This window comes from Enterococcus sp. AZ071 (genome assembly GCF_050499065.1).
GTDB lineage: Bacteria > Bacillota > Bacilli > Lactobacillales > Enterococcaceae > Enterococcus_A > Enterococcus_A ferrettii.
In genome coordinates, this window is sequence record NZ_JBIPAS010000002.1 from 761,161 (window position 1) to 786,301 (window position 25,141).

Below are 25,141 nucleotides of genomic sequence, written 5' to 3' on the forward strand. Positions count from 1 at the left end.
ACTACTTATGACACAAATTTTTCTCGTCGAGGATGATCTGACGATTGCTAAAAATTTAATGCTGCTATTACGAACCGAAGGATTTACAGTTACGCATGCAGCTACCCGTAATGAAGCGCTAAGATTGTTAATCGTTCGTAAGTTTGATTTAGCGTTGATTGATATTTCTTTGCCGGATGGGAATGGATTTACAGTATGTACTGAAGTGAAGGAGGTCCAGCCTATTCCGGTTATTTTTCTGACTGCTTCAAATGATGAAGCGAGTGTCGTGACGGGATTAAATATGGGGGCAGATGACTATATCACAAAACCGTTTCGGCCAAGAGAATTAGTCGCTCGCATCAAAAATGCTTTGCGCAAGAATGGTGGCAAATCAAGCGCTTTTGAAATTCAAAATGTACAAGTAAATACAGCCAGCGGGGTTGTAAAAAAGGCTGGCAGTGAAGTTTTTCTTTCTGCTTTAGAATATCGCCTACTGCTAGTGTTTATTAACAATCCGACAAGCATTATTCCTAGAACACGTCTGTTAGATGAATTATGGGATGCCGCAGGAGAATTTGTCAATGACAATACATTGACGGTATATATTAAGCGACTGCGAGAAAAAATAGAAGAGAATCCTGCTAAACCAAGGATCATTTTAACGGTTCGGGGGATGGGGTATCGCTTAGGAGGCAGAGATCATGCTCCGGAATAAAGAATTTCGCTCGTTTATTTTATTGTTTGGATTACTGACTATCGTTTTTACAATCATTGGCTGGAAAATCACTGAAGCGGCTGGAATCTTAGTGTTGATCTCAGCCATAGTTTTTGGTGTGGTCTTTTTTGTTTTTACTCAAAAGCGGTATGAAAGTATTGCTCGCATTTCTGACCAAATTGACTTGGTGCTGCACAATGAGGAACGTTTATTTATGGAAGAATTGCAGGAAGGAGAGCTGTCGATACTCCAAAGCGAAATTACCAAAATGACTCAGCGAATCCGCGAACAAAATGATGCTCTGAAAAGAGAAAAGGCTCATCTTGCGGATTCTTTAGCGGATGTGGCTCATCAGCTTCGAACACCATTAACTTCTGCCAATCTAACCTTGTCATTGCTGGAAAATACAACCGATCAAAATGAACGAAAGATTTTGATACGGGAAACCGAGGAGTTACTGCTGCGGATGGATTGGTTGCTAACTTCTTTATTAAAAATTTCACGTTTGGATGCAGGAGTAGTTATGTTTAACAATGAAACAATTGTTCTGAGTACACTGTTGGAAAATGCATTGCGGCCGCTGGCTATTCCAATGGAACTGCGGAACATTCGTATTCGGATAGAAATTCCGGAGGCGGTTAGAATCATTGGAGATTCAGGTTGGTTAGCAGAGGCGCTGCAAAATATTTTGAAAAATTGTATGGAAAGCTTGGATGAGGGAGGTCAAATTGATTTAGTATGCAGTGACAATCCATTGTTTACTGAACTGATAATTCATGACAGTGGTCCTGGCTTTCGTCAGGCAGATTTACCGCATCTGTTTGAACGATTTTATCGGGGTGAAAAGGATAAGGCTACTGGTTATGGTATTGGATTGGCTCTTTGTAAAATGATTGTTACTCAGCAAAATGGAACGATTACTGCCAAGAATCATCCTCAGGGAGGTGCTCTTTTTACTCTCCGTTTTCCAAAGTGACGAATCTCTCACTTAAAAGTCACCCAGTTGAAAGCTAGAGGTTCTATGATAAAAGAAAAGAAAGGAGCCGCCTATCATGGAACTTTTAAGAATTGAAAATTTGAGTAAGGTGTATGGCACAGGAGAAAATCAAGTTGCAGCTTTGGATAAGGTTTCGTTGAGTATTGAAAAAGGAGAGTTTGTAGCAATTATTGGCTCTTCGGGTTCTGGGAAATCTACCCTGCTGCATAGCATTGGTGGGGTGGATATACCCACCAGCGGAAAAGTGTACGTAGATGGACAGGATGTTTATGCGCAAACGAACGAAAAGCTGGCAATTTTTCGGCGCCGCCAGGTGGGCTTGATTTATCAATTCCATAATTTGATTCCAACTTTAAATGTGGTCGAAAATATTACCTTACCAGTATTAATGGACAAACGAATGGTTAATCAAGAACGTTTGAAGGAATTATTGGCATTATTAGGTTTGGAAAAAAGGAAACATCATTTGCCTAATCAGCTTTCAGGAGGTCAGCAGCAGCGGGTTTCGGTTGGTCGTGCTTTGATGAATGCCCCGGCGGTTATGCTGGCGGATGAACCAACGGGCAGTTTGGACAGCCGTAACGGTCATGAGATTATTCAATTGCTGAAGCTCAGTAATCGCAAGTATGGACAGACTCTGATCGTGGTTACCCACGACGAAAGTATTGCTTTACAAGCCGATCGGATCATCGGTATTTCCGATGGTAAGGTGGTACGGGATGAGAGGACGGTACGTCCATGAATATTTTCAACAAGATAACGCTAGAGAATATGAAGAAAAATCGCACCCGTACTTTAGTAACAATCATTGGGGTAGTTTTGTCAGCTGCGATGATTACAGCGGTGGCGACTTTTGCGATTTCACTGCAGGATTATACCATACGAGGAGCCAGTGAAAGATACGGCAAATGGCAGGTGTCGTTTCCTGACGTAACTGCTTCTTTTGTTGAAAAGCAAGCTAATAATGCAGAAGTAGCTAATACGGTCAGCATTGAAAATCTAGGCTATGCAGCACTGTCTACCAACAAAAATCCCAATAAGCCCTATCTGTTTTTGACGGGTTTTAATCAGTCTGCTTTTGATCAGCTGCCACTTAAATTAGTTTCTGGCCGATTGCCAAAAGATAGCAGCGAGGTGCTTATTACTGAACATTTAGCCTCGAATGGCGGAGTACATTTTGCAGTGGGAGATAAGATTACTTTAAATCTAGGGGAGCGAAGGCAGGAAAATCGAGTTCTAGGCCAGCACGACCCCTATCTTACTGAAGTAAAACATGGAGAATTTAAAGAAAAACTGGTGTCCAAAATGGAGAAAGCCTACAAAGTAGTGGGAATTTGCCAACGGCCCAGCTTTGAGGAATTTGCTGCACCTGGATACACGTTAGTTACAGTAGCCGATCCTGCTGTTCCGTCAACCAGTCGTAGTCTTTTTGTCACGCTTAAGAATCCGCGTAAGGTTAAGGCCTACGCAGAAAAGATTGCCGGTAAAAAATCCTATGTTTTAAATGAAAATGTTCTACGGTTTATGGGATTATCTGAGGATACGATTTTTAACACCCTGCTCTTCTCGGTTGCAGGAATTTTAGTATTATTGGTGATGATTGGGTCGGTGTTCCTCATTTATAATTCCTTTGTTATTTCTCTAAATGAACGGATACAGCAGTTTGGGATTCTTTCCTCAGTTGGGGCTACGCCGAAACAGTTGCGTAATTCTGTATTGTTTGAGGGGATATGTATCGGTGCTATTGGGATTCCAGCAGGTGCACTCGTTGGATTGGGCAGTATTCGCTTAGTCATTTCCCTGGTAGCCAAAAACTTTGGCAATATTATGTATGCGGATGTTCCATTAAAATTAATCATTTCGATGCCTGTCCTGTTTTTTGCTGCAGGGATCAGCTTGATCACCATTTTGATTTCGGCTTACTTGCCAGCTCGCAAGGCAGCGAATACACCTGTGATGGAAAGTATTCGTCAAACCAACGAGGTAAAAGTAGAAGCAAAAAGTATTCGAACATCGAAGATTGCTGAAAGGCTTTATGGTTTGGAAGGAACCTTGGCACTAAAAAATTTCAAACGTAACAAAAGACGTTACCGCAGCATTGTGCTGTCATTAACCTTGAGTGTGGTATTGTTTGTGGCAGCTCGTTCATTCGGGGCACATTTACAGCAGGCTGCGGAACGATCAGTGGTTGATAGTGATTATGATCTTGTTTTTACCACACCAGATATGCCAGAAAAAGAACTTTTTCAGCTGTATGAAGAATTGAAAATAGTTGATGGCGTTAGTGCTAGTTCGTATCAGGCTATCGTAAATTACTCCACAGTAGTGCCAACTACAGAACTATCGGCGGCTTATCGAGAACGGCTTCAAGATTCAAAAACTAAAACCCATGCATTTCCACTGACAATCCAATTTATCGAAGATAGTGAATACCAAAAGTTCCTGCAAAGCTTAAACTTGCCAGTGAAAGAATATATGGGTACAAATGCCAAAATGACAGCGGTAGCGAAGACTAAAACTGAAAAACAAGCGAATGGAAAAAGCGATTTGCTCAATCTATTTGCACAGGACAAACAGACACTGACAATCACGCCTAAAACAGAAGATCCAAATGCGGTTCAACAACAGGTGGAAGTAACCTTTGTTGACACCATCCCACTTGATACTTTGCCAAGCCAGCCAGGAGAAAGCAAACCTTATGTTTTCATAATTGTAGCCCCTTATCAGCTGAAGGAACAGTTTTCTCCAGTGGGAATTGACCAGCAATTAGGCTTGACCTTCTTATCGGATCAACCAGCACAAACGGTGAAGGAAATGGATACTATTATTCAAAAAAAAGGAATCGCGGCGGACTATACCTTATACAATGCAAAAGAAATCTTTGATCAAAATCGCAACATCATTTTTGTAGTCAATGTTTTCACCTATGTATTCGTGGTGATGATTTCACTAATCGCAGTTGCGAATGTATTTAATACAATTTCTACAAATATTAAGCTGCGCAGAAGAGAATTAGCTATGTTGCGTTCAGTAGGAATGTCGGATCGAGGATTCAATAAGATGATGCTTTTCGAATGTGCTTTTTACGGCCTACGAGCGTTACTACTAGGAATACCTGCTGCATCAATCATCGCTTGGCTGATCTACAAAGGAATGGTCGCAGGGGGTGCTGAGATAACCTTCGTATTTCCTTGGGAGAGTATGTTGATTAGTATCCTAAGTGTCTTTTTGATTGTACTAATCACAATGTTCTATGCTGTCAGCAAATTGAAAAAGGAAAATATCATTGACGCTTTGCGGGATGATTTGGCGTAATTATTTCCAATTAAAAATTTTCGTTGACTTTCCCCTTACTGGAACCTTTACCATAGGATCAGAAACGGGGGAATGAAAATGGCGAACGAAAAATTTATGGCATTAGAGAATACGATTCAGGCAAGGTATGGCAACACAGCAGGAATTACTGTAGTAAAGAACGGTGACTTCATTTATGAAAAGTATTTTGGCAACTGTGACGCAGAAAATTTTATCCATGTTTTTTCAGTTACTAAAAGTGTCATTTCAGCGTTAATCGGAATTGCATTAGACAAAGGTTATATCAAGAGCCTTGATCAGAAAGTGTTGGAATTTTTCCCGGATTACCAGGTGAAAGAAAAGAAAAAAACGATCCAAGAGATTACCCTAAGAAACCTGCTTACAATGACAGCACCCTATAAGGAAAAGCTGAATCCTTACCCAGAATATTTCACCAGTCCCGATTGGGTGGAATTCTCATTGGACATGTTAGGCGGTAGTGGCAAAATTGGCGACTTTCAATATGCTCCATTAATTGGCCCAGATATTTTATCAGGCATTTTAGAAAGAGTGAGTGGACAAACAGTCTTGGATTTTGCTCGCGAACAATTATTTGCTCCGATGGACATTTCGGTGGCGGAAGCGATTGTCTTTCGCAGCCAAGAAGAACAGATGGCTTTTTATGCTTCAACCACTACCAGCGGCTGGGTAGCTAGTCCGACTGGCGTGAATACAGCGGGTTGGGGCCTAACCTTGACGACTAAAGATATGGCAAAAATCGGTCAATTATATGCGGCTGGTGGTGTTTGGAACGAGCAGCAGCTGGTACCTAATCGATGGATTGAAGAAAGTACTCAGGAGCATAGCTGCTGGAAGGAGATGAACCTTCAATACGGATATCTATGGTGGGTATTGGGAGATGGATCTTTTGCGGCACTAGGCGATGGAGGAAATACGATTTATGTGAATCCGCAAAAACAGTTGACAGTAGCAATTTCAGCTTTGTTTGTTCCGGAGGCAGAGGACCGGATTGATTTGATTAAGACTGAAATTGAGCCATTGTTTGAATAAAAAATACCAGACTGGAATGAACTCATTTCCGTCTGGTATTTTTTTCTATTCTTCATCTTCGATATACTCCAAAATATCTCCTGGCTGGCATTCCAGTACCTTACAAATTTCGTTCAAGGTCGAGAAACGGATAGCCTTAGCCTTGCCGGTTTTTAGGATGGAGATATTGGCATTGGACATACCAACCCGTTTGGCTAATTCGCCAGAGGGCATTTTATTCTTAGCTAAAACGACATCTAGATTTACTTGAATCATGAATTTTCCTCCTCAAAAGGTTTAGATCGTGAGTTCATTTTCTTCAGCAATCAAATTAGCTCTTTCCAAAATCTTAGCTAAGGCCCAAACGATGGCTGCTCCTACCATATAGGTTAGATCTAACGAGAAACCTTCCGTACTAAAGCCCTGTAAGTGCGCCATTACATCGGGCAAGCTGCTGGCAAAGGACAAGATCAGCAATAAAGCCGCAACTTTTTTAGCAGTAGTTACATTTTCGGAAACGAAGATTCGATCCATTTCCAAATTTTTGAAAAAGCTACGGGTGAAATAGAATAGTACGCCATTTAAAAGCAGGACCACCATCAGAGAACCGAGAATCAATGGTGATGCAAACAGCATTGGTGTCTTCGTTCCATAAATCAGTTCACCTTCAGGAATGGATTGAATAAAACTATGAACCTGCGGGGAGTTCAATAAAATCGCTACCCCGATCACTGCGACGGCAGCAACCACCATTAATCCAATTGCTAAACTAAATAAAATTTTTAATCCTTTGTATACATTCTTTTCTGCGTTCATTTTCATACACTCCTTTTTTTGTGAAACCTTAACCTTGAACATAGTATATCCTTATGATTAAAGTAAGTCAATAAAAATATATCGATAATCGATAAAAAAGTATTGCTTATCACTAAAAATATATCGAATTAATGATTTGGAACTGGCGGAAACAGCGGTGTAGGGCTGTCCTAGAAAGTTTTGGGATAAAAAGCAGCTGTAGGAAAAATTTTTTTAAATTCGTGATTGACAGCGTTTTCCAGCCGTGATATGATTTATTTATAGATATATGAGGAGTGTAACTGATCCGATCAGGCACCACCAAATCTACTGTAGTTATAACTACTTTAGTTTGGTGTTTTTTTGTTTTTCTGGCCATAAAGATAAGAGGTGATCAACATTTATTCGATGATAAAATCACTAAACAATAATCTCGTTTTGGCAGTGGATGAACACCAAGAAGAATTTGTATTGTTTGGCAAAGGTATTGGCTTCAAGATGAAGAAGGGAGACATTGTTGATCAAAGTTTAGTGATAAAAACTTTTCAAGCAAAGGATCGGGAACAAGATTTTAGTACTTTTTTTGAAGCGATCTCACCAGAGGTATTAACTGCCTGTGAGAAAATTATTGAACAAGGAGAGGCGGCATTAAACAAGAAACTCAATGCCAGCATCATTGTTTCATTAACTGACCATCTACAGTCAGCGGTAGATCGTTTCCAAGAGAATCAGGTAATTCCTGAAAACGCGTTGCAGTGGGAGATTCCATTTCTATACTATAAGGAATATCAGTTGGGAAAAATGGCTTTAGAAATTGTCGACGAAATAGTTGGCATCCAACTGCCTAAGCTAGAGGCCTCCTTTATAGCTTTGCATTTTGTCAATGCTCAGGATGGTTTGGAATCGATGGATGAAACCTTGTTAATCACGGAAATTACTAAAAGCATTGTAAAAATTATCCAATCGTTGTACGATGTGTCACTGAACAAGGAAAGTATTAATTATTCGCGGTTTGTGACCCATATCCGCTATTTCATGAATCGACAGCTGCATAATAAGGTACTAGAACCCCATTCAGATAATAAATTATTTGAAATTATTCAAGCTCAGTATCCTATGAGCTATGCCTGTGGCTTAATGGTTCGGGAAATGTTAAAAAAAGACTACCAAATGCAAATTGATAATGATGAAATGGTGTATTTAATTATCCATATTGAACGAGTGGTTTCTGAAATGAAAACTGAATAAATGTAAACTAGGTGTGTAACATAATTGGCATTAACCTAAACAACTATTCTGCGGGAGCAGTGTATTTGTTTAGGTTTTTTGTTTGCTGTCAAGGGAGGATAAAACGATGACGAATAAAGAATTAGCTCGCAGAATCATTGAAAAAATGGGCGGGAAAAACAATATCACGCAAAGCTGGCATTGCATCACTCGGCTGCGCTTTAACGTTCGTGATAAAAACGCGGTAAATCTGACGGAGATCAAAGAGCTGGAGGGTGTGATTGGTGCCCAATATCAAGGAGGACAATTCCAAATTATTATCGGTAATGAGGTCGTCAATGTCTTTAATGAGGTCAGCAAAATTCTCGGCTTGAATCCAGAAGCGGGTGCCGAGCAGGGGGCGAAGGGGAACCCGATTGAACGAGTTTTTGATGTTATCTCAGGGGTATTTACTCCGATTTTACCAGCGATTATTGGGAGTGGGTTACTGAAGGGCTTCATGGCAATTTTGATAGCTACCAGCCTGCTGTCCGATCAAAGTGCCACCTACTTGATTTTGAACGGGATTTCGGATGCGGCTTTTAAGTTTCTGCCTTTTCTCGTAGCTTTTTCAGCAGCGAAGAAATTCCAAACGAGTGCTTCTGTAGCTGTGGCTCTAGCTGGGGTATTAATGTATCCATGGCAGGAACTGATTAACAATCCAGAAATTACTAACTTAAGCTTTTTAGGCTTTATGAATGTGCCGGTGGGCAACAGCTACGCCTCTTCAGTTTTACCAATTATTTTAGGTGTTTGGCTGCTAAGTTTTGTGGAAAGGTTAGCCAAGAAGGTAGTACCTAATTCACTGACCATTGTCTTTGTTCCACTGATTTGTTTGGTTATCACTGCGCCTTTGCTATTGACATTCATAGCTCCATTGGGAACGATGATTGGAACCTATTTGGAACGTTTCTTTACAATGCTGTTTGATGTAGCTGGTCCTTTTGCAGGGGCGTTATTGGGAGGATTAATGCCGCTGATTGTGATTACCGGCATGCATTATGCCTTCTTCCCAGGCTCCTTTGCCAGCTTTGAAAAGTTTGGTTACGATGTCATGCTGCTGCCGATGAGCTTGGTTTCCAACATGGCACAGGCTGGTGCTACATTAAGTGTTTTCTTCAAAACGAAGGATTCCAAGATGAAACAAGTGGCCTTCTCGGCGTTTGTACCCGCGATGTTTGGGATTACTGAACCGGCGATTTATGGTGTAACCATGAAGCTGAAGAAACCATTTTACGCTAGCCTAATCGGTGGAGCTGTCGGAGGTGCAATCTTTGGTGCATTTACTGTAAAGGCACTGAGTTTTACTGTGCCAGGTGTGTTGGCTTTGCCGACATACTTAGATGAAGCTTCAAACAATTTTATCTTTGCTTTAGTTGGCGTGTTTGCCAGCTTTGCCGTTTCTTTTATAGTGACTTGGATTTTGAAATTTGAAGAAACCGAGACTGCTGGGCAAGCACCAGCTAGTGAAGTGATTGCCAGAAGCGGTGGTCCTACTCATATTGTCGCTCCTATCACTGGCGAGGTGAAGCAGCTAGCTGATTGTCCGGATGCTACTTTTGCAGGTGAGATGGTTGGTAAGGGTGTGGGGATCATTCCTAGCGAAGGAAAGGTAGTGGCACCTTTTGATGGCGTAGTTACTTTAACCACTGAAACCAACCATGCCATAGGGGTGACTTCAAACGATGGTGTGGAGCTGTTGATTCATATTGGTATTGATACGGTTAATCTAAAGGGAGAAGGCTTCTCTAGAGAAGTCAATGAAGGAGACGTTGTCAAATTGGGGGATACATTGCTGCAGTTTGATCTCGAAAGAATTCAAGCAGCTGGCTTAAGTGTCTATTCGCCAGTGGTTGTAACCAACACAGCAGATTTTCTGGATTTAGTTTCCGCAGTTACAACAGGCACGGTGTCGTCAGGAAAAGATGATTTAATTATTGGGATCAATTGATTTTAGATAAATAAAGGAGGAATTTTTAATGAAAGAAATGCAAACAGGTTTTCCAAAAGATTTTTTATGGGGCGGCGCAACTGCGGCCAATCAAATAGAGGGGGCTTATTTAGAGGATGGGAAAGGCTTGTCTACCTCCGATTTTGCGGCGTACAAGGATCCCTATCAAGGAGAAAAGATCGATAATTTTACTTTTAATGTGACCTCGAAGGAATTGGCAGCATATAAAGCGAATCCAGAAAAGTATCTATTCCCGAAACGTTGGGGCATTGATTTTTATCATCGTTACCAAGAGGATATCGCACTATTTGCGGAAATGGGTTTCAAAACCTTCCGCTTCTCTATTTCTTGGGCGCGGATTTTCCCAACTGGAATGGAAGAGGTACCCAACGAAGCGGGTTTAGCTTTTTATGATAAAGTAGTTGATGAGTGTCTAAAATATGGCATTGAACCGTTGGTAACTATCTCCCACTATGAAATGCCCATTGCTTTGACGGAAACGTACAATGGTTGGGCAAGCCGTGAGTTGATTCCATTGTTTGAAAAATTTGCTGGGGTATTGTTTGATCGTTACAAAGGCAAAGTGAAGTACTGGATTACCTTTAATGAAATGAATATGAACCTAAATAGTTTGTATACCGGAGCAGGAATTTTAGAAGATTTAATCGATCCTGAGGAAAAAATGCAGGTGACCTATCAAGCTTCTCATCATCAATTTGTGGCCAGTGCCTTAGCCGTGAAGCTGGCACATGAGCGTATGCCAGAAGCAAAAATCGGCTGCATGATTAACCAAATTGAATCTTATGCTAAAACGACTAAACCAGAAGACCAGCTGCAAGCGTTAAAATCTAACCAACTAAATATGTTTTATCCAGATGTTCAAGCTCGGGGCGAATATCCGTCTTATATGGCCCGTTATTTTGCAGACAATCAGATTGAACTGGTGATGGAAGCCGACGACGAGAAGATTTTGCAGGAAGGAAAGGTTGACTTTGTTGCAATTAGTTACTACATGTCTCACGTGACCGAAGCTAGAGAGGATGCAGCTGAGTTAGCAGGTTCTTTTGATAGCCCAATTAAAAATGAGTATCTTGAGCTGTCTCAATGGGATTGGCCAATTGATCCAATTGGTTTACGGATTTCATTAATGAAGCTGTATGATCGCTACCGTCTGCCGCTGTTTGTTTGCGAAAACGGACTAGGAGCAAAGGATGTACTCACTGAAGACAGTAAAGTACACGACGATTATCGCATTGATTATTTGAAAAAACATGTTGTTCAAATGAAAGAAGCGATTGAAGATGGTGTGGATTTGATGGGCTATACTACGTGGGGCTGCATTGATTTAATTAGCTGTGGTACTTCACAAATGTCTAAGCGTTACGGTTTTATCTATGTTGATCAGGACGATCAGGGGCAGGGGAGTTTGAAACGCTACCGTAAGGATTCCTTTGAGTGGTATAAGAAAATTATTGCAGAAAATGGGAATGGAGAACTAAAGTAAAAAGAAATTAAAAGCAAACAAAAATTGACTATTTATGTCAATTCTGTTTGCTTTTTACTATATTTTAAGCTGAAATATGTTCATTCTAGTGAGTTTCCTCTATAGTAGGACTAAGAGGTCAAAAAAAGGAGAGGATTCCCTTGGCAAAAGAATGGACAAAGCAAGAAGCTGAACAATTGCTGGAACAGCACCAGCAGTTTTTTGCCACTCACCAAACCAAAGATCCGAATTTTCGTGTGGCACAATTAAAAAATTTGCGACAAAGTATCGTGGATTATGAAAAGCAGTTAATGGAAGCTTTACAGCAGGATTTGGGGAAACACCCCTTAGAGTCGTATGCAACAGAAATCGGTTTTGTTTTAAAAAGTCTCAGCAGCATGATCAAAAAAGTTCCTAAATGGGCGAAGGATCAACGGGTCAGCACGCCATTTTTCTTGTGGCCCTCCAGTAGTCGGATTCATTATGAACCCTATGGAACAGTATTAGTGATCGGTCCTTTCAACTATCCGTTTCAATTATTGATTGAACCATTAGTGGGTGCTTTGGCTGCTGGAAACTGTGCAGTGATTAAGCCTTCCGAACTGACACCAAACTTTTCACGAGTGGTTAGTGATATGATCAAGAACACCTTTGATTCGAAGTATGTTTCAGTCGTTGAGGGTGGTGTTGACACTAATAATGCATTGTTAAGTTGTCCTTTTGACTATATCTTTTTTACTGGCAGCGAAAAGGTTGGTAAAATAGTGATGCAGGCAGCTGCAGAACATTTAACACCGATAACGTTGGAATTGGGCGGGAAAAGTCCAGCAATTGTTACCGAAAATGCTGATGTTCGCCTAGCTGCTAAACGAATTATTTGGGGAAAAACGATTAATGCCGGACAAACCTGTGTAGCCCCTGACTATGTGGTGGTTCATCAGCAAGTGAAAAAGGCGTTTATTCAAGAGGTTTGCAATGTGCTGGAAGAATTTTACGGTACGCGTATTGAAAAAAGTGATAGTTATGCTCGAATCGTCAATGAGAAGCATTTTATTCGATTAGCTGACTTAATGGAAGAGACACAGGATGAATGGCTGTTTGGTGGAGAAATGAATCCCGACGATTTATACATAGAGCCGACTCTTTTGGAGGCTTCTTGGAAATCTGCTGCTATGGAGGAGGAAATTTTTGGACCGATTTTGCCAGTGATTTCCTATACCAATCTAGATACAACCATTTCTGAGATTAACAAAATGGCCAAACCATTAGCGATGTATATTTTCTCCCAAAACAAACAGCAGCAGGATAAAATTATTAATGAGACCAGCTCAGGTGGTTTATGTATTAACAATACCGTAATGCATCTGGTTTCAGACAATATGCCTTTTGGCGGTGTGGGCAGCGCAGGAATCGGGTCTTACCATGGCAAGTACAGCTTTGAGACGTTTTCCAACGCCCGCAGTATCTTGTCATCAAAGAAGCTAGATACACCGTTTATTTTCCCGCCCTACACGGAAAAGAATTTGGCGTGGATACGAAGGATATTGAAATAAATAATACAGCCTCGCAAAGGTTAAGCTGCGGGGCTGTTTGTTGTGCAATGGGGTATGAATTATTTACTGGGTTGAGACTTATCAAAACGATAGCTGGCAACAATATATTCAGTGTGAGCATTAACAATTTTTGCAAAGCTTTTAATGCCATTTTTTTGAAAGCGGCTCAAAAAGGTCATAATGTACAGAATGTCACGTGAATGTCTCGAAGGAACAGCCTTTCTGTCGATCCCTCTAATTTTTAAAAGTTTTCGTTTGCCGGCGCCATCTTTGTATTGAGCGATCAGGGTAGCTTCCTCTGTAACCTCACGACTGCCAGAAGAAAGATAGGGCCCTATAATTTTTAAGATTGGGTCGTTTCTTGAAGCATAAAACAGGTATTCTTCGGGGCTCTCAAATAAACGAGTGATTAGTCTGCTCCATTCATCATTCGTAAAATAATCGCGAAAGAAGAAATACAGATTTCGATTTTCAGGAAGCTTTTGTCCCGTTAAAAACAAGGAGCGAATGAAATCCTTCATAAAATAAGAAAAATCATCTTTGCTGTAGGCATTACGAACTTGGACAGAAAGAGCGCATTCGATGATGTAGGCACTGTCCTCGGTCTCCGCATAGTATTCTAAAAAACGTTCTTCTAATTTTTGGCGATTCGTGTTAAAAAGTTGGCGTTGCTCAAGGGGTTTTGTTGACATTATAATAACTCCTTATCATTTGGTGTATAGTTCTATTATGAATAAAGATTTGGTAAAAAAGCAAGAGTAAATAAAAAAAGTTGTCTCTGCGTAACATCCAGCACATTTTTCATTATTCAATGAGGTTTTCAGAATAATGGAGCTTTAGAAAATCCCCTTCGTTTAGAAGGTTAGTATCTCTTCCTCAGAAATCTAAAGTGTACAAACTCTCCCCTAGAGGATCAAAATTTTTATCATTAGATCACTAAAAAACCAATTGTTCGGATACTTTTTTAATAAGTCACTCAGATTCGCACTGGCTGATTTTACAAAATTGCAAACACCTTTTTTTAGCTCAGACAATAAAGTCAACATACGTGAATGTTTGCGGATGTTGATTGCTGAAATATCGATAGCGGTATTATTTATTTTTATGTCATGATAATTTATCGATCTATCTTTGAGCTGCTGAAGTGGATTTGTCGAAAATGTCGTGGTTGTCAGAGGAAAGCAAGGATTTCAGTGGACTAACGGTTTGGGTGCGATCAGTAGCTTGTATCATTTAGTCTTTCAAGTTTTTAAAGTATCGTTCAATTACAGTAGGCCATTCGTTGTCTAAAAAATAGGTACGAAAGAGAGACAAAGCTGTTTTTTTCAAAGAAAATAGTCTACTTGTGTGCAATACGAATCGAACGAATTCTTTTGCTAGAAAGGAAAAATTTTCTTGGTTTAAACAATGTGCACTTGGACAGTAATAAGTACATTCGAGTCTATTTTTAATTTATTTCAGGGATAATAAGACTCTTTTATTAGTAAGAGATGACCTCTTCATAACGAGTGCTTCACCTGATTAATTCAAATAGATTTTAGTAATTGAATTGAAATTTTATAAAAGGCTCATATTTTTTTAGACTGAGCAAAATCCATCGAAACAGTTATTCTGAAATAGTAAACAACTTTATCAAGGATTCTACGTTCCCCCCTGATCCAATACAATTATTCAGTCTTTTCCCACTTGGGTGAAGAAAAATTATCAAGAGCGATTGTGTTTTAGGAAACTTAGGCCCCTTTTTTCCTCTATAATAAAGGATGATATTTTCACAAACAGTTGTTGAAGCAGCATTTTTTTCTGCAACAAGTGTACGAGATGTTGAAGCGACTTGTTGCAACGAATTGTAATATTCAATCTTTTAATCCCCACTTATAATTAAGCCATGATCATGATAACGCTATCAGAGATAAAGGCCTTTATTCCAGATAGTTAGGAAGTGTTTATCATTATGCTTACAAAAAGACAAAAAGAGTTGCTGGAATTATTGACGCAAGAAAATAACTTTCAGACAGTTGAGTATTTTGCAAGCAAGCTAGGGGTTTCTAAACGGACGACCCACATTGAATTGGGAATTATTGAAGAATATGTTCAAAGTTCCGGAGAGTATCTTGAAAAGAAGCGTGGAGTCGGAATTGCTTTAAGAGGTCTAAGGGAAGTGGCGTCCGCCAAAGAACACAATGAAGGAAGTGATCTATACGATACGTTAAGCCGCAGAATTCAAATTATGAATATGCTGCTGTTTGAAGAAAAAATAGTAAGTTTCAATCATTTGTCAGAGAATTTTATGGTGAGTAAATCTTCTATCATTAAGGATTTCGAATTCATCATGAAAATATTAAATGTAGGATCCAACATCAAATTATGTAGTGATATTCATGGTACCTCATTAATCGGCTCAGAAGAAGAAATTCAAAAAGCGCTGCTGCAATTTAATCGGTATTTGTTAAGTAATTCCGATATTTATTCAGATGACGATTTTGCGGAAAACATCAAACTGCTGAATACTTATTATGGAGAAAGCTTGATCAGTGTTTGTTCTAATATTTTGTACACCTATGTCAGAGAAAACGTAAATGCAATTTCTGATTATTATGTTCAAAATATTTTGAATATCTTTATTATCCTCGTCTTCAGAATAGCGAAGCTCAATCATCTGGAGGGACAAGCAAGCAGTACGTTGGAAGCCAATATTTTCTTTGAAGAGAGTGCTGTCAGAATGTTGCATAAAGCAGCCTTGCGATTGGGGCTTTCTTATACCAATGAGGATGTGCAATATCTTTCATTGCATTTAGTATCCAATCGTTTTGAACCATTACCAGAAGATGAGATTGATGAAGTAATTGTGGATCAGCTGCTTGCTAAGGTTTCGGAGGCCTTGAATATCAATTTTTCTAGCGACCAAAAGCTGGAGGAACAGTTAAAGAATCATATCCCGCCCATGATTTACCGTCTCAAGTCAAATAATAAAACAGAAAACCCGTTTACGTCGCAAATAAAGAACGAGTTCTCTTTAACCTTCAATGTGATTTGGGTTGTTTTAAGTGAGTATGAACAAGAGCTGGGAATTAGCTTTAACGAAGATGAGATTGCCTTTTTAACCATGTATTTTCAGGCAGCTATTGAACGGGCCAGAATGAATCGTAAAATTTTGATTGTCTGTCAGATGGGAATTGCTACCTCAGAATTATTAATCAATCGAATCAAAAATGTCTTGCCTTCTTTGGATACTTTTGAGATAGCTTCAATACCTGAGTTAGAACACACAGACTTTGATCAGTATGACCTAATCATTTCGACCATTAAAGTGGAGATTCCAGGAAAAAATGTCATTCTAGTTTCTCCTTTCTTAACGAATAAGGATATTGATGAGATCAAAAATTCTGGTTATCGACCAAACAAGGTGAATAAGGTTGTTAAATTTGCTAGGAGTCATCATTTAAAGAAATTTACCAGAAAAGAAACACTGTACGTAAATTCAGCATTTACTTCTAAGGAAGAGCTGATTACTCAGATCGGTGATCAGCTGGTTAATCAAAATATTGTTGAGCCAAAATTTATTGAAACGGTTCTTGAGAGAGAAGAGGTAGGAGGAACAGATTTGCCTTCAGGTACGGCAGTTCCTCATGGCAACTCAACCTGTGTTAATCAAACGACAATTGTAGTAGTAAAAAATAGTAAGAAGTTCAAATGGAACAGTTATTATGTGGATATGGTTTTTCTGATTTGTATTGCTAAACAAGATACCTTCGAGACGAGAAATATCTTATCAGATATCTATAACATTATCGATAACAATGAACAATTAAAAGAATTACGTGAAGCAGCCTCGAAAGATGAGTTGTACAAAAAACTCGGGAGTGACTAGTATGGAAAAAATTCAGGAAAACAGCAGAGATGTTATTTCAACGGATCTCATTTTTTTAGACAATGAATTGAACAATCAAGAGGATGTGATCCATTTTATTGTGGAGAATGCGGAATTTGTTGGATATGCAACTGACGCAGATGAATTGTATCAAGCAGTGAGACGTCGAGAAGAAGAAATTCCAACCGCTATTGGCTATGATATTGCGATCCCTCATGGAAAAACGGAAGCAGTAACAAATCCATTCATTGCTTTTTTAAGAGTGAAGAGAGCTTTTCAATGGACGGTTCAAAGTGAAGAGAGGGTCCGTTTAATCTTTCTCATTGGGGTTCCAAAAAACAGTGAAAGCAAACTGCATCTTAAATTCATTTCAGAAGTTAGCAAAAAATTATTAGATGATGATTTCAGAGCCAAGCTATTAACAGAAACAGACAAAAATAAAATTTTTGAACAATTGAGTTCAATTTCAATCTAAGGAGGAATTAGGATGAAAGTAGTAGCAGTTACAGCGTGTCCAACAGGGATCGCCCATACGTATATGGCTCAGGAAGCTATTGAAAAGGAATGTAAAAAACGTGGGTATGAGGTTCAAGTAGAAACCCAGGGGAGTATGGGAATTGAGAACGAATTAGAGCAGGATACTATTGATGAAGCAGATGTATTAATTTTAGCGGTGGCTATTGATGTGGAGGATGGCGAGCGTTTTGAAGAAAAAATTGACTCTGGAAAATCACTTTCTGTTGACCCTGGAGAAATGATTAAACATCCTGATAAATACTTGGATCAAGCTGAAAAACTATAAAATGGACAGGGAGAGAAAAAAATGAAGAAAGAAAATAAATTCTTTAAAGACGTTCAAAAGGCCTTCAATACTGGGGTTTCCTTTATGCTGCCATCTGTAGTAGTGGGAGGTATCTTTTTAGCGGTGGCTTTAGCAACGGGTACTGCCACTGATGCAGGCATGGAAATTACCAGCCCTTTTATGCAGAACTTGAATGATTTAGGAGCTGCTGGTTTTGCGATGATGATTCCGCTATTATCTGGTTATATTGCTCATTCGCTTGCTGGTAAGCCTGGCTTGGTCCCTGGAATGATTTTAGGATTTGTTGCTAACAATCCAATTGGTACAGGCCAAGTTAAAACGGGCTTCTTGGGCGCAATGATCATGGGGGTAGCAGCAGGATACTTTGTTCGTTGGTGTAAAACCTGGAAAGTACCGGCAACCATTCGTACCATTATGCCGATTTTGATTGTACCTGTTGTTTCAACCTTTGTTTTAGGTATGTTTTATATTTATGTCATTTCAATTCCAATTGGCGCAGCAATGGATTGGCTAGTACAAGTTCTGGGACAGATGCAAGGTGGCAGCGCAATCCTGTTAGGTGTGATCATTGGTGCGATGACGGCTATCGATATGGGCGGCCCTATCAATAAGACAGCAACAGCGTTTACTTTAGCATTAATGGCTGAAGGTGTTTACGGACCCAATGGCGCTCACCGAATTGCTTGTGCTATCCCGCCTTTAGCATTAGCGATGTCTACTTTTATTGATCGCAAAAAATATACTTCCGAAGATAAAGATTTAGGCATTTCTGCTTTCTTTATGTCCTTAATTGGTATTACAGAAGGGGCTATACCTTTTGCGGCCAAGGATATCAAACGTGTTCTGCCTGCGATCATCATAGGTAGTGCAGTAGGCGGAGCGATTGGAATGGCTACCGGGGTAGAAGCCCTAGTTCCTCACGGCGGATTCATTATCCTGCCTGTTGTTAACGGCAAAGTCTGGTATGCTATTGCCATTATTGTTGGGGCCGCTATTTCAGCCGCCATTCTTCACTTTACTAAACCAAGCCTAGTAGACGAAAAGACTAAGGTGAAAAAAGAAGAAACCAATAAACAAATCGAAGTAGCTAAATAAACATTCTGATAGTGCCGATTCCTTAAGGGAGTCGGTACTTTTTACTTGATTTACTATGAGCAGCCAACGATCATCATTTATTTTCGTTTTTTCCCTCGTTTATTCAACTGATTCAGCAGCCCCTGTTTGCTTTGTTTATTGCGATTCTTTTGTTCCAGTAGTTTTTGGTATCGTTCTTTGTTGCTGAGCGGCTTTTCAGGTGATATAGGTACAGTCCTTTTTTCTGGCTCTAGCTGTATCTCTTCTTTAGTTAACGCCGTTTTCAACTGGCCTTCTTGAGCTTGATACGTTTTCAGTGCGGAATCGGGTATAGTGGAGCGATCGATCGTTTTCAAGGAGTCTTTTTGTCCTTGAGTGTCTTTTTTAGTGGACATTTTGTCAATTGATGGATCAATTCCTGCTTCTTGCTCAGCGTCAGTTGCTTCACTAGTTGACGTAAGTTCGACTTTTGTGTCTGATTCGTGAGCGACTTCTTCTATTTTTTGGGTGGTAATTGGCAGTAGTTTACCCGCCTTGGCCTGTAACTTCATTGCTTCTTCTTCAGATCGACTGTCAAAGCTTGGTTCATAGGTCATGAAATCAGCATAGATCGGCTCCACAAATCGTCGCACACCGTCTTTTTCAAAAATGGTTAGTGTACCTAGAATTGATAATAAGGCATAATGCTCTTCATTGGTGATGTTTGGATTGACATTGCTTAGACTCCAGCTGTGTCTTTTGCCATTGGCATCCTTAAAATAAGAAATCATGTTGGTTTTCTTTTCGGTAGGAAATTCCCCAGAATTCAATAAGGGGCGAAGGTCTTCTAAGTATAAACGAGTACTTTCGGTAAGCTGCTCGTATTCTTCTTGGCTGCTAAATAGACGATTAATGACGGTTTGCCATTCGCTATCATTGAAATAATCTCGAAAGTAGACACAGGAAAGAGGGATGGAAAGTATCTCTTCATTCTCTAGGAATAGTGAACGAATTAAGTCCTTAGCCATGAAAGAGAAATCAGACGTACTCAGTCCATTGCGTACAGATATCGCAATAACAGAAAAAATGACACGAATTGCGTCGTGAGATTGATGGAAGTGGTCGGTTATTCGTTTCTCCAAGTTAGCACGGTTTCGCATGCCAAAAATTTGTCTGTTCTCAAGTTTTTTTACGGTTGCCATTAGTCCATCTCCTATACAAACTTTCTTTTGAAAACATTTTATATTAAATGCCATTATTTTGTCAATATTACGTTACAAGTACTTGTTTTTATAAAAATAATTTTTTTAATTACTATTTTTAGATTATTTGAAACAGGATGAAATATTAATATTTTGATAATAATTTGCCGTGTATTTCGCGTCTTATTTGATTATTTATCGCTTATGAACTAGTTATCTCTATCAGAAAAGCCTGGAAAAAATTTTTGAGAATTTTTTTTTGGTTCACTTTTTTTTGCAGCAAGTTTAGTTATCGATACCCAAATCAAGAGTAAAAAAAGTACTGTCCACAGGCAGTGATACTCCCATGCTGAGAATAATAAAAATAACAAGTGTAAAGTCAATAAATTCTTTTTTGATACTAGCAATATAAAGAATTCAATAATCCGGTTTATTGAATGGTTGGTCAACTTATACCAAGATTACTTACAAAGAATGCTCTGAGTTCAAGGAGGAACTCAAGAAAATTCACTTCATTGTTAAACGATTCGTAAGCGATCTCAATAGCTGGAACGCATTTAGTGATAGTGACTGAGGGGAATGATTATTAGAAACTATGAATTTACAAGGGATCTGGTCGTAACGACTGGCGATTTAGTGTAAAATAAAGGAGATCGAAGCAAGGTCACGTTGACTGCTTCAAGCTTTCTTATAATAACAGGAGGAGACAAAATGACTACCATTATTTTTGATGTAGATGATACTTTATATGACCAGTTAACACCCTTTCAACTGGCTTTTGAGGATGTTTTTCATGATTCAACCATTCCAATTGAAGAGCTGTTTAAATACAGTCGTATTTACAGCGATGAAGTTTTCCAACAGACTGAGGATGGCTTGATTAGTCTGCTGGACATGCAGATTTATCGTATAAGAAAAGCTATGGAACATTACGATCGTCAAATTACTGATCAAGAAGGAACAGAGTTTCAGAAAAACTATCAGTACTACCAAAGTCAGCTTCAGTTAGATCCAGACATGAAAGAAGCTCTAGATTTGTGTGTGCAGCATAAAATTCAGATCGGCATCATCACTAATGGTCCGGCTAAGCATCAACAAAAAAAGATTCACCAGTTGGAATTAAAAAAATGGGTACCTGAGAAGTATATTTTTGTTTCTGGTGAGCTGGGGATTGCTAAACCGGATATTCGGGTTTTCCAGCAGGTGGAAGAAGTGATGGATTTAGACAAGGCCAATACTTACTATATTGGTGACTCTTATCCTAATGACATCATCGGGGCTAAAAGAGCAGGATGGCAGGCTATCTGGGTAAACCGCCGCAATCATCCGATTCTTTCCGAAGAGTATTTTCCTGACTATATTATTGATTGCAATACTAAAATTCAGCAGCAACTTCTTGCGCTAATCACACCAGAAAATTGAGACTTGCCCTCGTTTAAAAAACTGTTCTTAGCTAAATGCAGCTGAGGACGTTTTTTTTTGCAACAAGTCATTACTGGCTGCAACAATTCCCGATTAATGCACCGACTTGTTGCAACGAAATGTAATATTCACCAGCTGCTTTCCAGCCTATACTTTAAGTGTGATAAGGATCTGTTATCAAAAAGTTAGGAAATGGAGAGGGACTTAACATGGAAAAATTACCCATAAAAGCAGTTGTAGAGGGACTATTAGATTTACAAGCTACGGGGGAAAGTGCAACACTTCTTGGAATCGGCCCAATGTCAAAAAACTGTGTACAAGCAACTTTGGAGTTATCTAAAGACGATGATTATCCGGTTATGTTTATTGCCAGCAGAAATCAGGTGGATGCCGATGAATTAGGCGGCGGTTACGTGAATGGCTGGAACCAATTCACTTTTGCTAAAGCAGTAGAAGAAGTAGCTGCAGAAATCGGCTATGACAACTTATACTATTTATGTCGTGACCACGGTGGACCATGGCAGAGAGATAAAGAACGCAACGACCACCTGCCAACTGAAAAAGCAATGGAATTAGGTAAAAAATCTTACGTGGCAGATATTGAAGCCGGTTTTGATTTATTGATGATTGATCCAACTAAGGATCCATTTGAAGTAGGTAAAGTGATTCCTTTAGATACCGTTTTAACACGAACCGTTGATCTAATTGAATTTTGTGAACAAGAGCGTAAAGCCCGTAATTTGCCAGAAATCGGTTACGAAGTAGGAACAGAAGAAACGAACGGCGGCTTAACTTCAACTGAGACTTATGAAACATTTATCCTGCGATTAAAAGAGGAGTTGGAACAACGTGGATTGCCAATGCCAACCTTCATCGTCGGACAAACCGGAACCTTAACTCGTAAAACTGAACAAGTAGGAACTTTCAATTTCAAAAATGCTTATGACTTGGCACAAATGGCGAAATCATACGGTGTTGGATTGAAGGAACACAATGGCGATTACTTAGATGATGTGACATTATTAGAACACATTCCATCACAAATTACGGCAACCAATGTGGCTCCACAATACGGAACGGAAGAAACACGAGCTTACTTAAACCTAGCTGCTGTTGAAGCTAAACTAGTTGAGTATGGTTTAGTTGAGGATGCATCAAATACACACGAGGTGCTATTGAAGCATGCGATCAAGAGTGAACGTTGGCGAAAATGGATGGTTGGCGCACAAAAAGAATTGACAGTAGATCAAATCATGGAACAAAATGATGCGCAGCTTCAGGCTGATATTTTGGATATCGCGGGTCACTATACCTTTAATGACGACGAAGTTAAAGCTGAAATCGAAAAAATGTATGCGAACCTGAACGCACACAACATTGACGGTCAACGTTATGTAGTCGATCACATTAAGCGCCCCATTCGCGACTATGCAGAATGCTACAACTTAAACGGTGTGACAACTCGGATTAAAAAAAACGTTAGATAGACTAAAAAGTACTGCGTCGGTGATTAAACGGTGCAGTATTTTTTCTTCTATCCAGAAAGGAACTAAACGATGAAAAAAGCGTTTATTTTTGATATCGATGACACCATTTACGACCAGCAACAGGCTTTTCAACAGGCCTTCGAGAATCAAAACATTCAAGATAGTGAGAAGATAGACGGTTCACAGTTGTATAAGCTGGTGCGTGAGTATGGCGATGAAAGTTTTCAGGATGGTTTTGAACAATCGAAATTGCGAAGTATGCAAATTCATCGTATTCAACAGGCTCTACAAGACTATAAAATAACTATTGATGACAATCAGGCACTGGCCTTTCAGCTTGACTTTGAGAAGTTTCAAGAAGAAATCCAACTGTTCCCCGAGGTTGAGCAGCTGTTTGATACTCTGACCGAAAGGAAAATAACTGTCGGGATCATTACTAATGGGACCAAAGAAAAGCAAGCGCTAAAAATTAAAAAGTTAAGGCTGAACCAGTGGATTTCTCCAGAAAATATGCTGATTTCTGAAGAGGTGGGGGTTTCTAAACCCAATATCCGTATCTTCAAAACGCTGGAGGAAAAGCTGACAATTCGGAAAGAAAATCTATACTATATCGGTGATAATTTTTTGAATGATATAGTAGGAGCACAATCCGCTGAATGGAAAACCGTGTGGGCGAATTATCGCGACCATCAAACTACTGACGAAACAGTAATTCCAGATTATGTAGTTGAAAGTCCAAGAGCGTTGATTCAGACAGTAAAAAAGCTGGCTGCTGGAATGAAATAAGGACAAATTAATTGTTGAATTGGGTGTGGGGTTCAGTTTGTTGAGTATTTCTTTCCGTGAAAGGGGAAAGCTGATACGTTTTTATTGGTTATGGAATCTTAACAGATGGATAGCTGCATTTTTTTTGAAAGATTCACAACATTCTAAAGGGTTTGTAAATCCGGAAGGCTTGGTAATCATAATAGACTGCCAAAATACTGGCAGGGCCATCAGAGGAAACTGTTAGAAATTCACACTGGACAGAAAGACTGCCAAGCTCGAGTATGTCAAGCCAACCCTGATAAGACAGAATTTTTTTCCAGTAAGCTGGACTTCTCAACCTTGATGTCTTTAAACAAAGATTCAATTCCTTGCATGTGGATTGACTGAAGAAACTTTTTTTGAGTATGAATTTAGTAGTAAATGACAAATAAAAACAGCCTAAACTGAGACTGCTTTCCAATTCACCTTCATTAAAATTGCTACTCATCCTCACATTGCCAAACTTTGACCCCAGCTTCAGCATACGCTTTGGTGTCTTTTCCAGTTGTAACCATCGTATCCAGCATACTGACTGGGCCAATCACATAATTTGAAATCGTGTCTAGCTTTTCTTCTGTGACTAGGCTTATGGTTTCCATAGACGATTCTGACATATATTTTTTTAACAACGATTCTTCAAGCGTAGGAACGGTTAGACCAGTCACAGCATCAATGTTATACATACCCATTAAATAATAATCTACTCGGATTTTAGCAATTTTATCGGCCATCTCTAGCCCCATGTTCACCATGTATTTATGATTTAAAGTGCCGCCCAAAACAATAACCTCCAAGTTCTGGTGCATCTCCAAAGCCATTACGACTGGCGGACTGTTGGTGATAATGGTTGCTCGAAAGGATTCGTTTAGGGCCTTGGCGAAAGCTAGATTGCTGGTTCCACCATCAATTAAGATAACACTGTCCTCGTGAACTAGCGAGGCTGCTTTTTTAGCCAATAAATTTTTTTCGTTGGTTTTGCTGTTGACTCTGTATTGGAACATGGTTTCTGGCGGACCGATCTGAATGGCGCCGCTGTGAATCCGTCTAACCAGCTTCTTTTGATCCAACTCTCTTAAATCTCGGCGAATCGTATCCTCGGAGACTTTTAATTTCGCCGCTAAGTCTTTTGCTAAGACTTTTTTTTCTTCATTTACCAATTCAACAATGCGCTGCTGCCGCTCCACTCTCTTCATTCATTTTCCTCCGTAAAAAAACACGATAATACAAAATCTATCTAATTAAATACTTGAAAGCTTGATCCCACAAGCTTCCAAGTCTATTTTTAGCTTTAGCTTTATGTCAAACAAAATTTTGTTGCCTTAGGTAGCAAAGTGACCACTTTACAAGGAGTAGCATTGAGCTACAGTACTTGTTTTGAAGTGATTGTTTACTA

At 39.5% G+C, this 25,141-nt stretch carries 21 protein-coding genes; 16 read left to right on the forward strand and 5 right to left on the reverse strand.

The genetic code is table 11. The features are described from left to right. Positions 1-7 precede the first annotated feature (7 nt). The 5 genes from IGI49_RS22145 to IGI49_RS22165 all read left to right on the forward strand — a co-directional run bounded on the left by IGI49_RS22145 (position 8) and on the right by IGI49_RS22165 (position 6,059). Entirely contained in the window at positions 8-697 is a 690-nt protein-coding gene (locus IGI49_RS22145) for a response regulator transcription factor (RefSeq protein ID WP_429965442.1), read from the forward strand. After that, complete coding sequence (locus IGI49_RS22150) at positions 684-1,673, forward strand: sensor histidine kinase (RefSeq protein WP_429965441.1); 990 nt, start codon at positions 684-686, stop codon at positions 1,671-1,673. Before IGI49_RS22145 ends, IGI49_RS22150 begins: the two co-directional genes overlap by 14 nt. A 76-nt stretch (positions 1,674-1,749) precedes the next feature. After that, on the forward strand, positions 1,750-2,436 hold the full coding sequence (locus IGI49_RS22155; RefSeq protein ID WP_429965440.1) for an ABC transporter ATP-binding protein: 687 nt from the start codon (positions 1,750-1,752) through the stop codon (positions 2,434-2,436). Continuing rightward, positions 2,433-5,009 carry an ABC transporter permease gene (locus IGI49_RS22160; RefSeq protein ID WP_429965439.1) on the forward strand — a complete coding sequence of 859 codons (2,577 nt, stop codon included), beginning with the start codon at positions 2,433-2,435 and terminating at the stop codon, positions 5,007-5,009. Before IGI49_RS22155 ends, IGI49_RS22160 begins: the two co-directional genes overlap by 4 nt. 78 nt (positions 5,010-5,087) lie before the next feature. Beyond that, a complete protein-coding gene (locus IGI49_RS22165) occupies positions 5,088-6,059 on the forward strand; it encodes a serine hydrolase domain-containing protein (protein ID WP_429965438.1) in 972 nt (323 codons plus the stop codon). Between the two features lie 45 nt (positions 6,060-6,104). On the opposite strand, the gene IGI49_RS22170 is transcribed toward IGI49_RS22165, so the two are convergent. Together IGI49_RS22170 and IGI49_RS22175 are read right to left on the reverse strand one after the other, a co-directional pair. Next, positions 6,105-6,314: a helix-turn-helix domain-containing protein gene (locus IGI49_RS22170; protein ID WP_429965437.1), complete on the reverse strand. Its 210-nt coding sequence runs from the start codon at positions 6,312-6,314 to the stop codon at positions 6,105-6,107. 21 nt (positions 6,315-6,335) lie between these two features. Then, positions 6,336-6,854: a DUF2975 domain-containing protein gene (locus tag IGI49_RS22175; RefSeq protein WP_429965436.1), complete on the reverse strand. Its 519-nt coding sequence runs from the start codon at positions 6,852-6,854 to the stop codon at positions 6,336-6,338. Between the two features lie 387 nt (positions 6,855-7,241). Between IGI49_RS22175 and IGI49_RS22180 the strand changes: the two genes are divergently transcribed. The 4 genes from IGI49_RS22180 (at position 7,242) to IGI49_RS22195 (ending at position 13,086) form a co-directional block, all read left to right on the forward strand. Continuing rightward, complete coding sequence (locus IGI49_RS22180; RefSeq protein ID WP_429965435.1) at positions 7,242-8,081, forward strand: PRD domain-containing protein; 840 nt, start codon at positions 7,242-7,244, stop codon at positions 8,079-8,081. A 106-nt stretch (positions 8,082-8,187) separates the two neighbouring features. Next, a complete protein-coding gene (locus IGI49_RS22185) occupies positions 8,188-10,050 on the forward strand; it encodes a beta-glucoside-specific PTS transporter subunit IIABC (protein ID WP_429965434.1) in 1,863 nt (620 codons plus the stop codon). 28 nt (positions 10,051-10,078) lie between these two features. Next, complete coding sequence (locus IGI49_RS22190) at positions 10,079-11,554, forward strand: glycoside hydrolase family 1 protein (RefSeq protein ID WP_429965433.1); 1,476 nt, start codon at positions 10,079-10,081, stop codon at positions 11,552-11,554. A 140-nt stretch (positions 11,555-11,694) separates the two neighbouring features. Further along, positions 11,695-13,086, forward strand: a complete 1,392-nt coding sequence (locus tag IGI49_RS22195; RefSeq protein ID WP_429965432.1) for an aldehyde dehydrogenase — start codon at positions 11,695-11,697, stop codon at positions 13,084-13,086. A 59-nt stretch (positions 13,087-13,145) separates the two neighbouring features. Here IGI49_RS22195 and IGI49_RS22200 read toward each other — a convergent pair whose 3' ends face one another. After that, complete coding sequence (locus IGI49_RS22200; RefSeq protein WP_429965431.1) at positions 13,146-13,778, reverse strand: hypothetical protein; 633 nt, start codon at positions 13,776-13,778, stop codon at positions 13,146-13,148. Positions 13,779-15,037: 1,259 nt separating this feature from the next. Between IGI49_RS22200 and IGI49_RS22205 the strand changes: the two genes are divergently transcribed. The 4 genes from IGI49_RS22205 to IGI49_RS22220 are packed head-to-tail and all read left to right on the forward strand — an operon-like array spanning position 15,038 to position 18,872. Next, entirely contained in the window at positions 15,038-16,954 is a 1,917-nt protein-coding gene (locus IGI49_RS22205; protein WP_429965430.1) for a BglG family transcription antiterminator, read from the forward strand. A 1-nt stretch (position 16,955) separates the two neighbouring features. Beyond that, complete coding sequence (locus tag IGI49_RS22210; protein ID WP_429965429.1) at positions 16,956-17,429, forward strand: fructose PTS transporter subunit IIA; 474 nt, start codon at positions 16,956-16,958, stop codon at positions 17,427-17,429. A gap of 12 nt (positions 17,430-17,441) precedes the next feature. Then, positions 17,442-17,756, forward strand: a complete 315-nt coding sequence (locus IGI49_RS22215; protein WP_207704657.1) for a PTS fructose transporter subunit IIB — start codon at positions 17,442-17,444, stop codon at positions 17,754-17,756. A 21-nt stretch (positions 17,757-17,777) separates the two neighbouring features. Continuing rightward, a complete protein-coding gene (locus IGI49_RS22220; protein WP_429965428.1) occupies positions 17,778-18,872 on the forward strand; it encodes a PTS fructose transporter subunit IIC in 1,095 nt (364 codons plus the stop codon). Between the two features lie 77 nt (positions 18,873-18,949). On the opposite strand, the gene IGI49_RS22225 is transcribed toward IGI49_RS22220, so the two are convergent. Beyond that, the gene (locus IGI49_RS22225) at positions 18,950-20,032 is read right to left on the reverse strand and encodes a hypothetical protein (protein WP_429965427.1); all 1,083 of its coding nucleotides are present in this window, start codon (positions 20,030-20,032) and stop codon (positions 18,950-18,952) included. A gap of 711 nt (positions 20,033-20,743) precedes the next feature. Here IGI49_RS22225 and IGI49_RS22230 point away from each other — a divergent pair. From IGI49_RS22230 to IGI49_RS22240, 3 genes are all read left to right on the forward strand, one after another. Then, positions 20,744-21,454 carry an HAD family hydrolase gene (locus tag IGI49_RS22230; RefSeq protein WP_429965426.1) on the forward strand — a complete coding sequence of 237 codons (711 nt, stop codon included), beginning with the start codon at positions 20,744-20,746 and terminating at the stop codon, positions 21,452-21,454. Positions 21,455-21,663: 209 nt separating this feature from the next. Next, positions 21,664-22,941 carry a class II D-tagatose-bisphosphate aldolase non-catalytic subunit gene (locus IGI49_RS22235; protein ID WP_429965425.1) on the forward strand — a complete coding sequence of 426 codons (1,278 nt, stop codon included), beginning with the start codon at positions 21,664-21,666 and terminating at the stop codon, positions 22,939-22,941. Positions 22,942-23,010: 69 nt separating this feature from the next. Further along, positions 23,011-23,727 carry an HAD family hydrolase gene (locus IGI49_RS22240; protein WP_429965424.1) on the forward strand — a complete coding sequence of 239 codons (717 nt, stop codon included), beginning with the start codon at positions 23,011-23,013 and terminating at the stop codon, positions 23,725-23,727. Positions 23,728-24,188: 461 nt separating this feature from the next. On the opposite strand, the gene IGI49_RS22245 is transcribed toward IGI49_RS22240, so the two are convergent. Continuing rightward, positions 24,189-24,941, reverse strand: coding sequence for a DeoR/GlpR family DNA-binding transcription regulator (locus IGI49_RS22245; protein ID WP_429965423.1), 753 nt, complete (start codon positions 24,939-24,941; stop codon positions 24,189-24,191). Positions 24,942-25,141 lie beyond the last annotated feature (200 nt).

Coding starts and splice junctions, on each gene's coding strand:
- IGI49_RS22145 (WP_429965442.1), top strand. CDS start 8: ATGACACAAATTTTTCTCGTCGAGGATGATCTGACGATTGCTAAAAAT.
- IGI49_RS22150 (WP_429965441.1), top strand. CDS start 684: ATGCTCCGGAATAAAGAATTTCGCTCGTTTATTTTATTGTTTGGATTA.
- IGI49_RS22155 (WP_429965440.1), top strand. CDS start 1,750: ATGGAACTTTTAAGAATTGAAAATTTGAGTAAGGTGTATGGCACAGGA.
- IGI49_RS22160 (WP_429965439.1), top strand. CDS start 2,433: ATGAATATTTTCAACAAGATAACGCTAGAGAATATGAAGAAAAATCGC.
- IGI49_RS22165 (WP_429965438.1), top strand. CDS start 5,088: ATGGCGAACGAAAAATTTATGGCATTAGAGAATACGATTCAGGCAAGG.
- IGI49_RS22170 (WP_429965437.1), bottom strand. CDS start 6,314: ATGATTCAAGTAAATCTAGATGTCGTTTTAGCTAAGAATAAAATGCCC.
- IGI49_RS22175 (WP_429965436.1), bottom strand. CDS start 6,854: ATGAACGCAGAAAAGAATGTATACAAAGGATTAAAAATTTTATTTAGT.
- IGI49_RS22180 (WP_429965435.1), top strand. CDS start 7,242: ATGATAAAATCACTAAACAATAATCTCGTTTTGGCAGTGGATGAACAC.
- IGI49_RS22185 (WP_429965434.1), top strand. CDS start 8,188: ATGACGAATAAAGAATTAGCTCGCAGAATCATTGAAAAAATGGGCGGG.
- IGI49_RS22190 (WP_429965433.1), top strand. CDS start 10,079: ATGAAAGAAATGCAAACAGGTTTTCCAAAAGATTTTTTATGGGGCGGC.
- IGI49_RS22200 (WP_429965431.1), bottom strand. CDS start 13,778: ATGTCAACAAAACCCCTTGAGCAACGCCAACTTTTTAACACGAATCGC.
- IGI49_RS22205 (WP_429965430.1), top strand. CDS start 15,038: ATGCTTACAAAAAGACAAAAAGAGTTGCTGGAATTATTGACGCAAGAA.
- IGI49_RS22210 (WP_429965429.1), top strand. CDS start 16,956: ATGGAAAAAATTCAGGAAAACAGCAGAGATGTTATTTCAACGGATCTC.
- IGI49_RS22215 (WP_207704657.1), top strand. CDS start 17,442: ATGAAAGTAGTAGCAGTTACAGCGTGTCCAACAGGGATCGCCCATACG.
- IGI49_RS22220 (WP_429965428.1), top strand. CDS start 17,778: ATGAAGAAAGAAAATAAATTCTTTAAAGACGTTCAAAAGGCCTTCAAT.
- IGI49_RS22225 (WP_429965427.1), bottom strand. CDS start 20,032: ATGGCAACCGTAAAAAAACTTGAGAACAGACAAATTTTTGGCATGCGA.
- IGI49_RS22230 (WP_429965426.1), top strand. CDS start 20,744: ATGACTACCATTATTTTTGATGTAGATGATACTTTATATGACCAGTTA.
- IGI49_RS22235 (WP_429965425.1), top strand. CDS start 21,664: ATGGAAAAATTACCCATAAAAGCAGTTGTAGAGGGACTATTAGATTTA.
- IGI49_RS22240 (WP_429965424.1), top strand. CDS start 23,011: ATGAAAAAAGCGTTTATTTTTGATATCGATGACACCATTTACGACCAG.
- IGI49_RS22245 (WP_429965423.1), bottom strand. CDS start 24,941: ATGAAGAGAGTGGAGCGGCAGCAGCGCATTGTTGAATTGGTAAATGAA.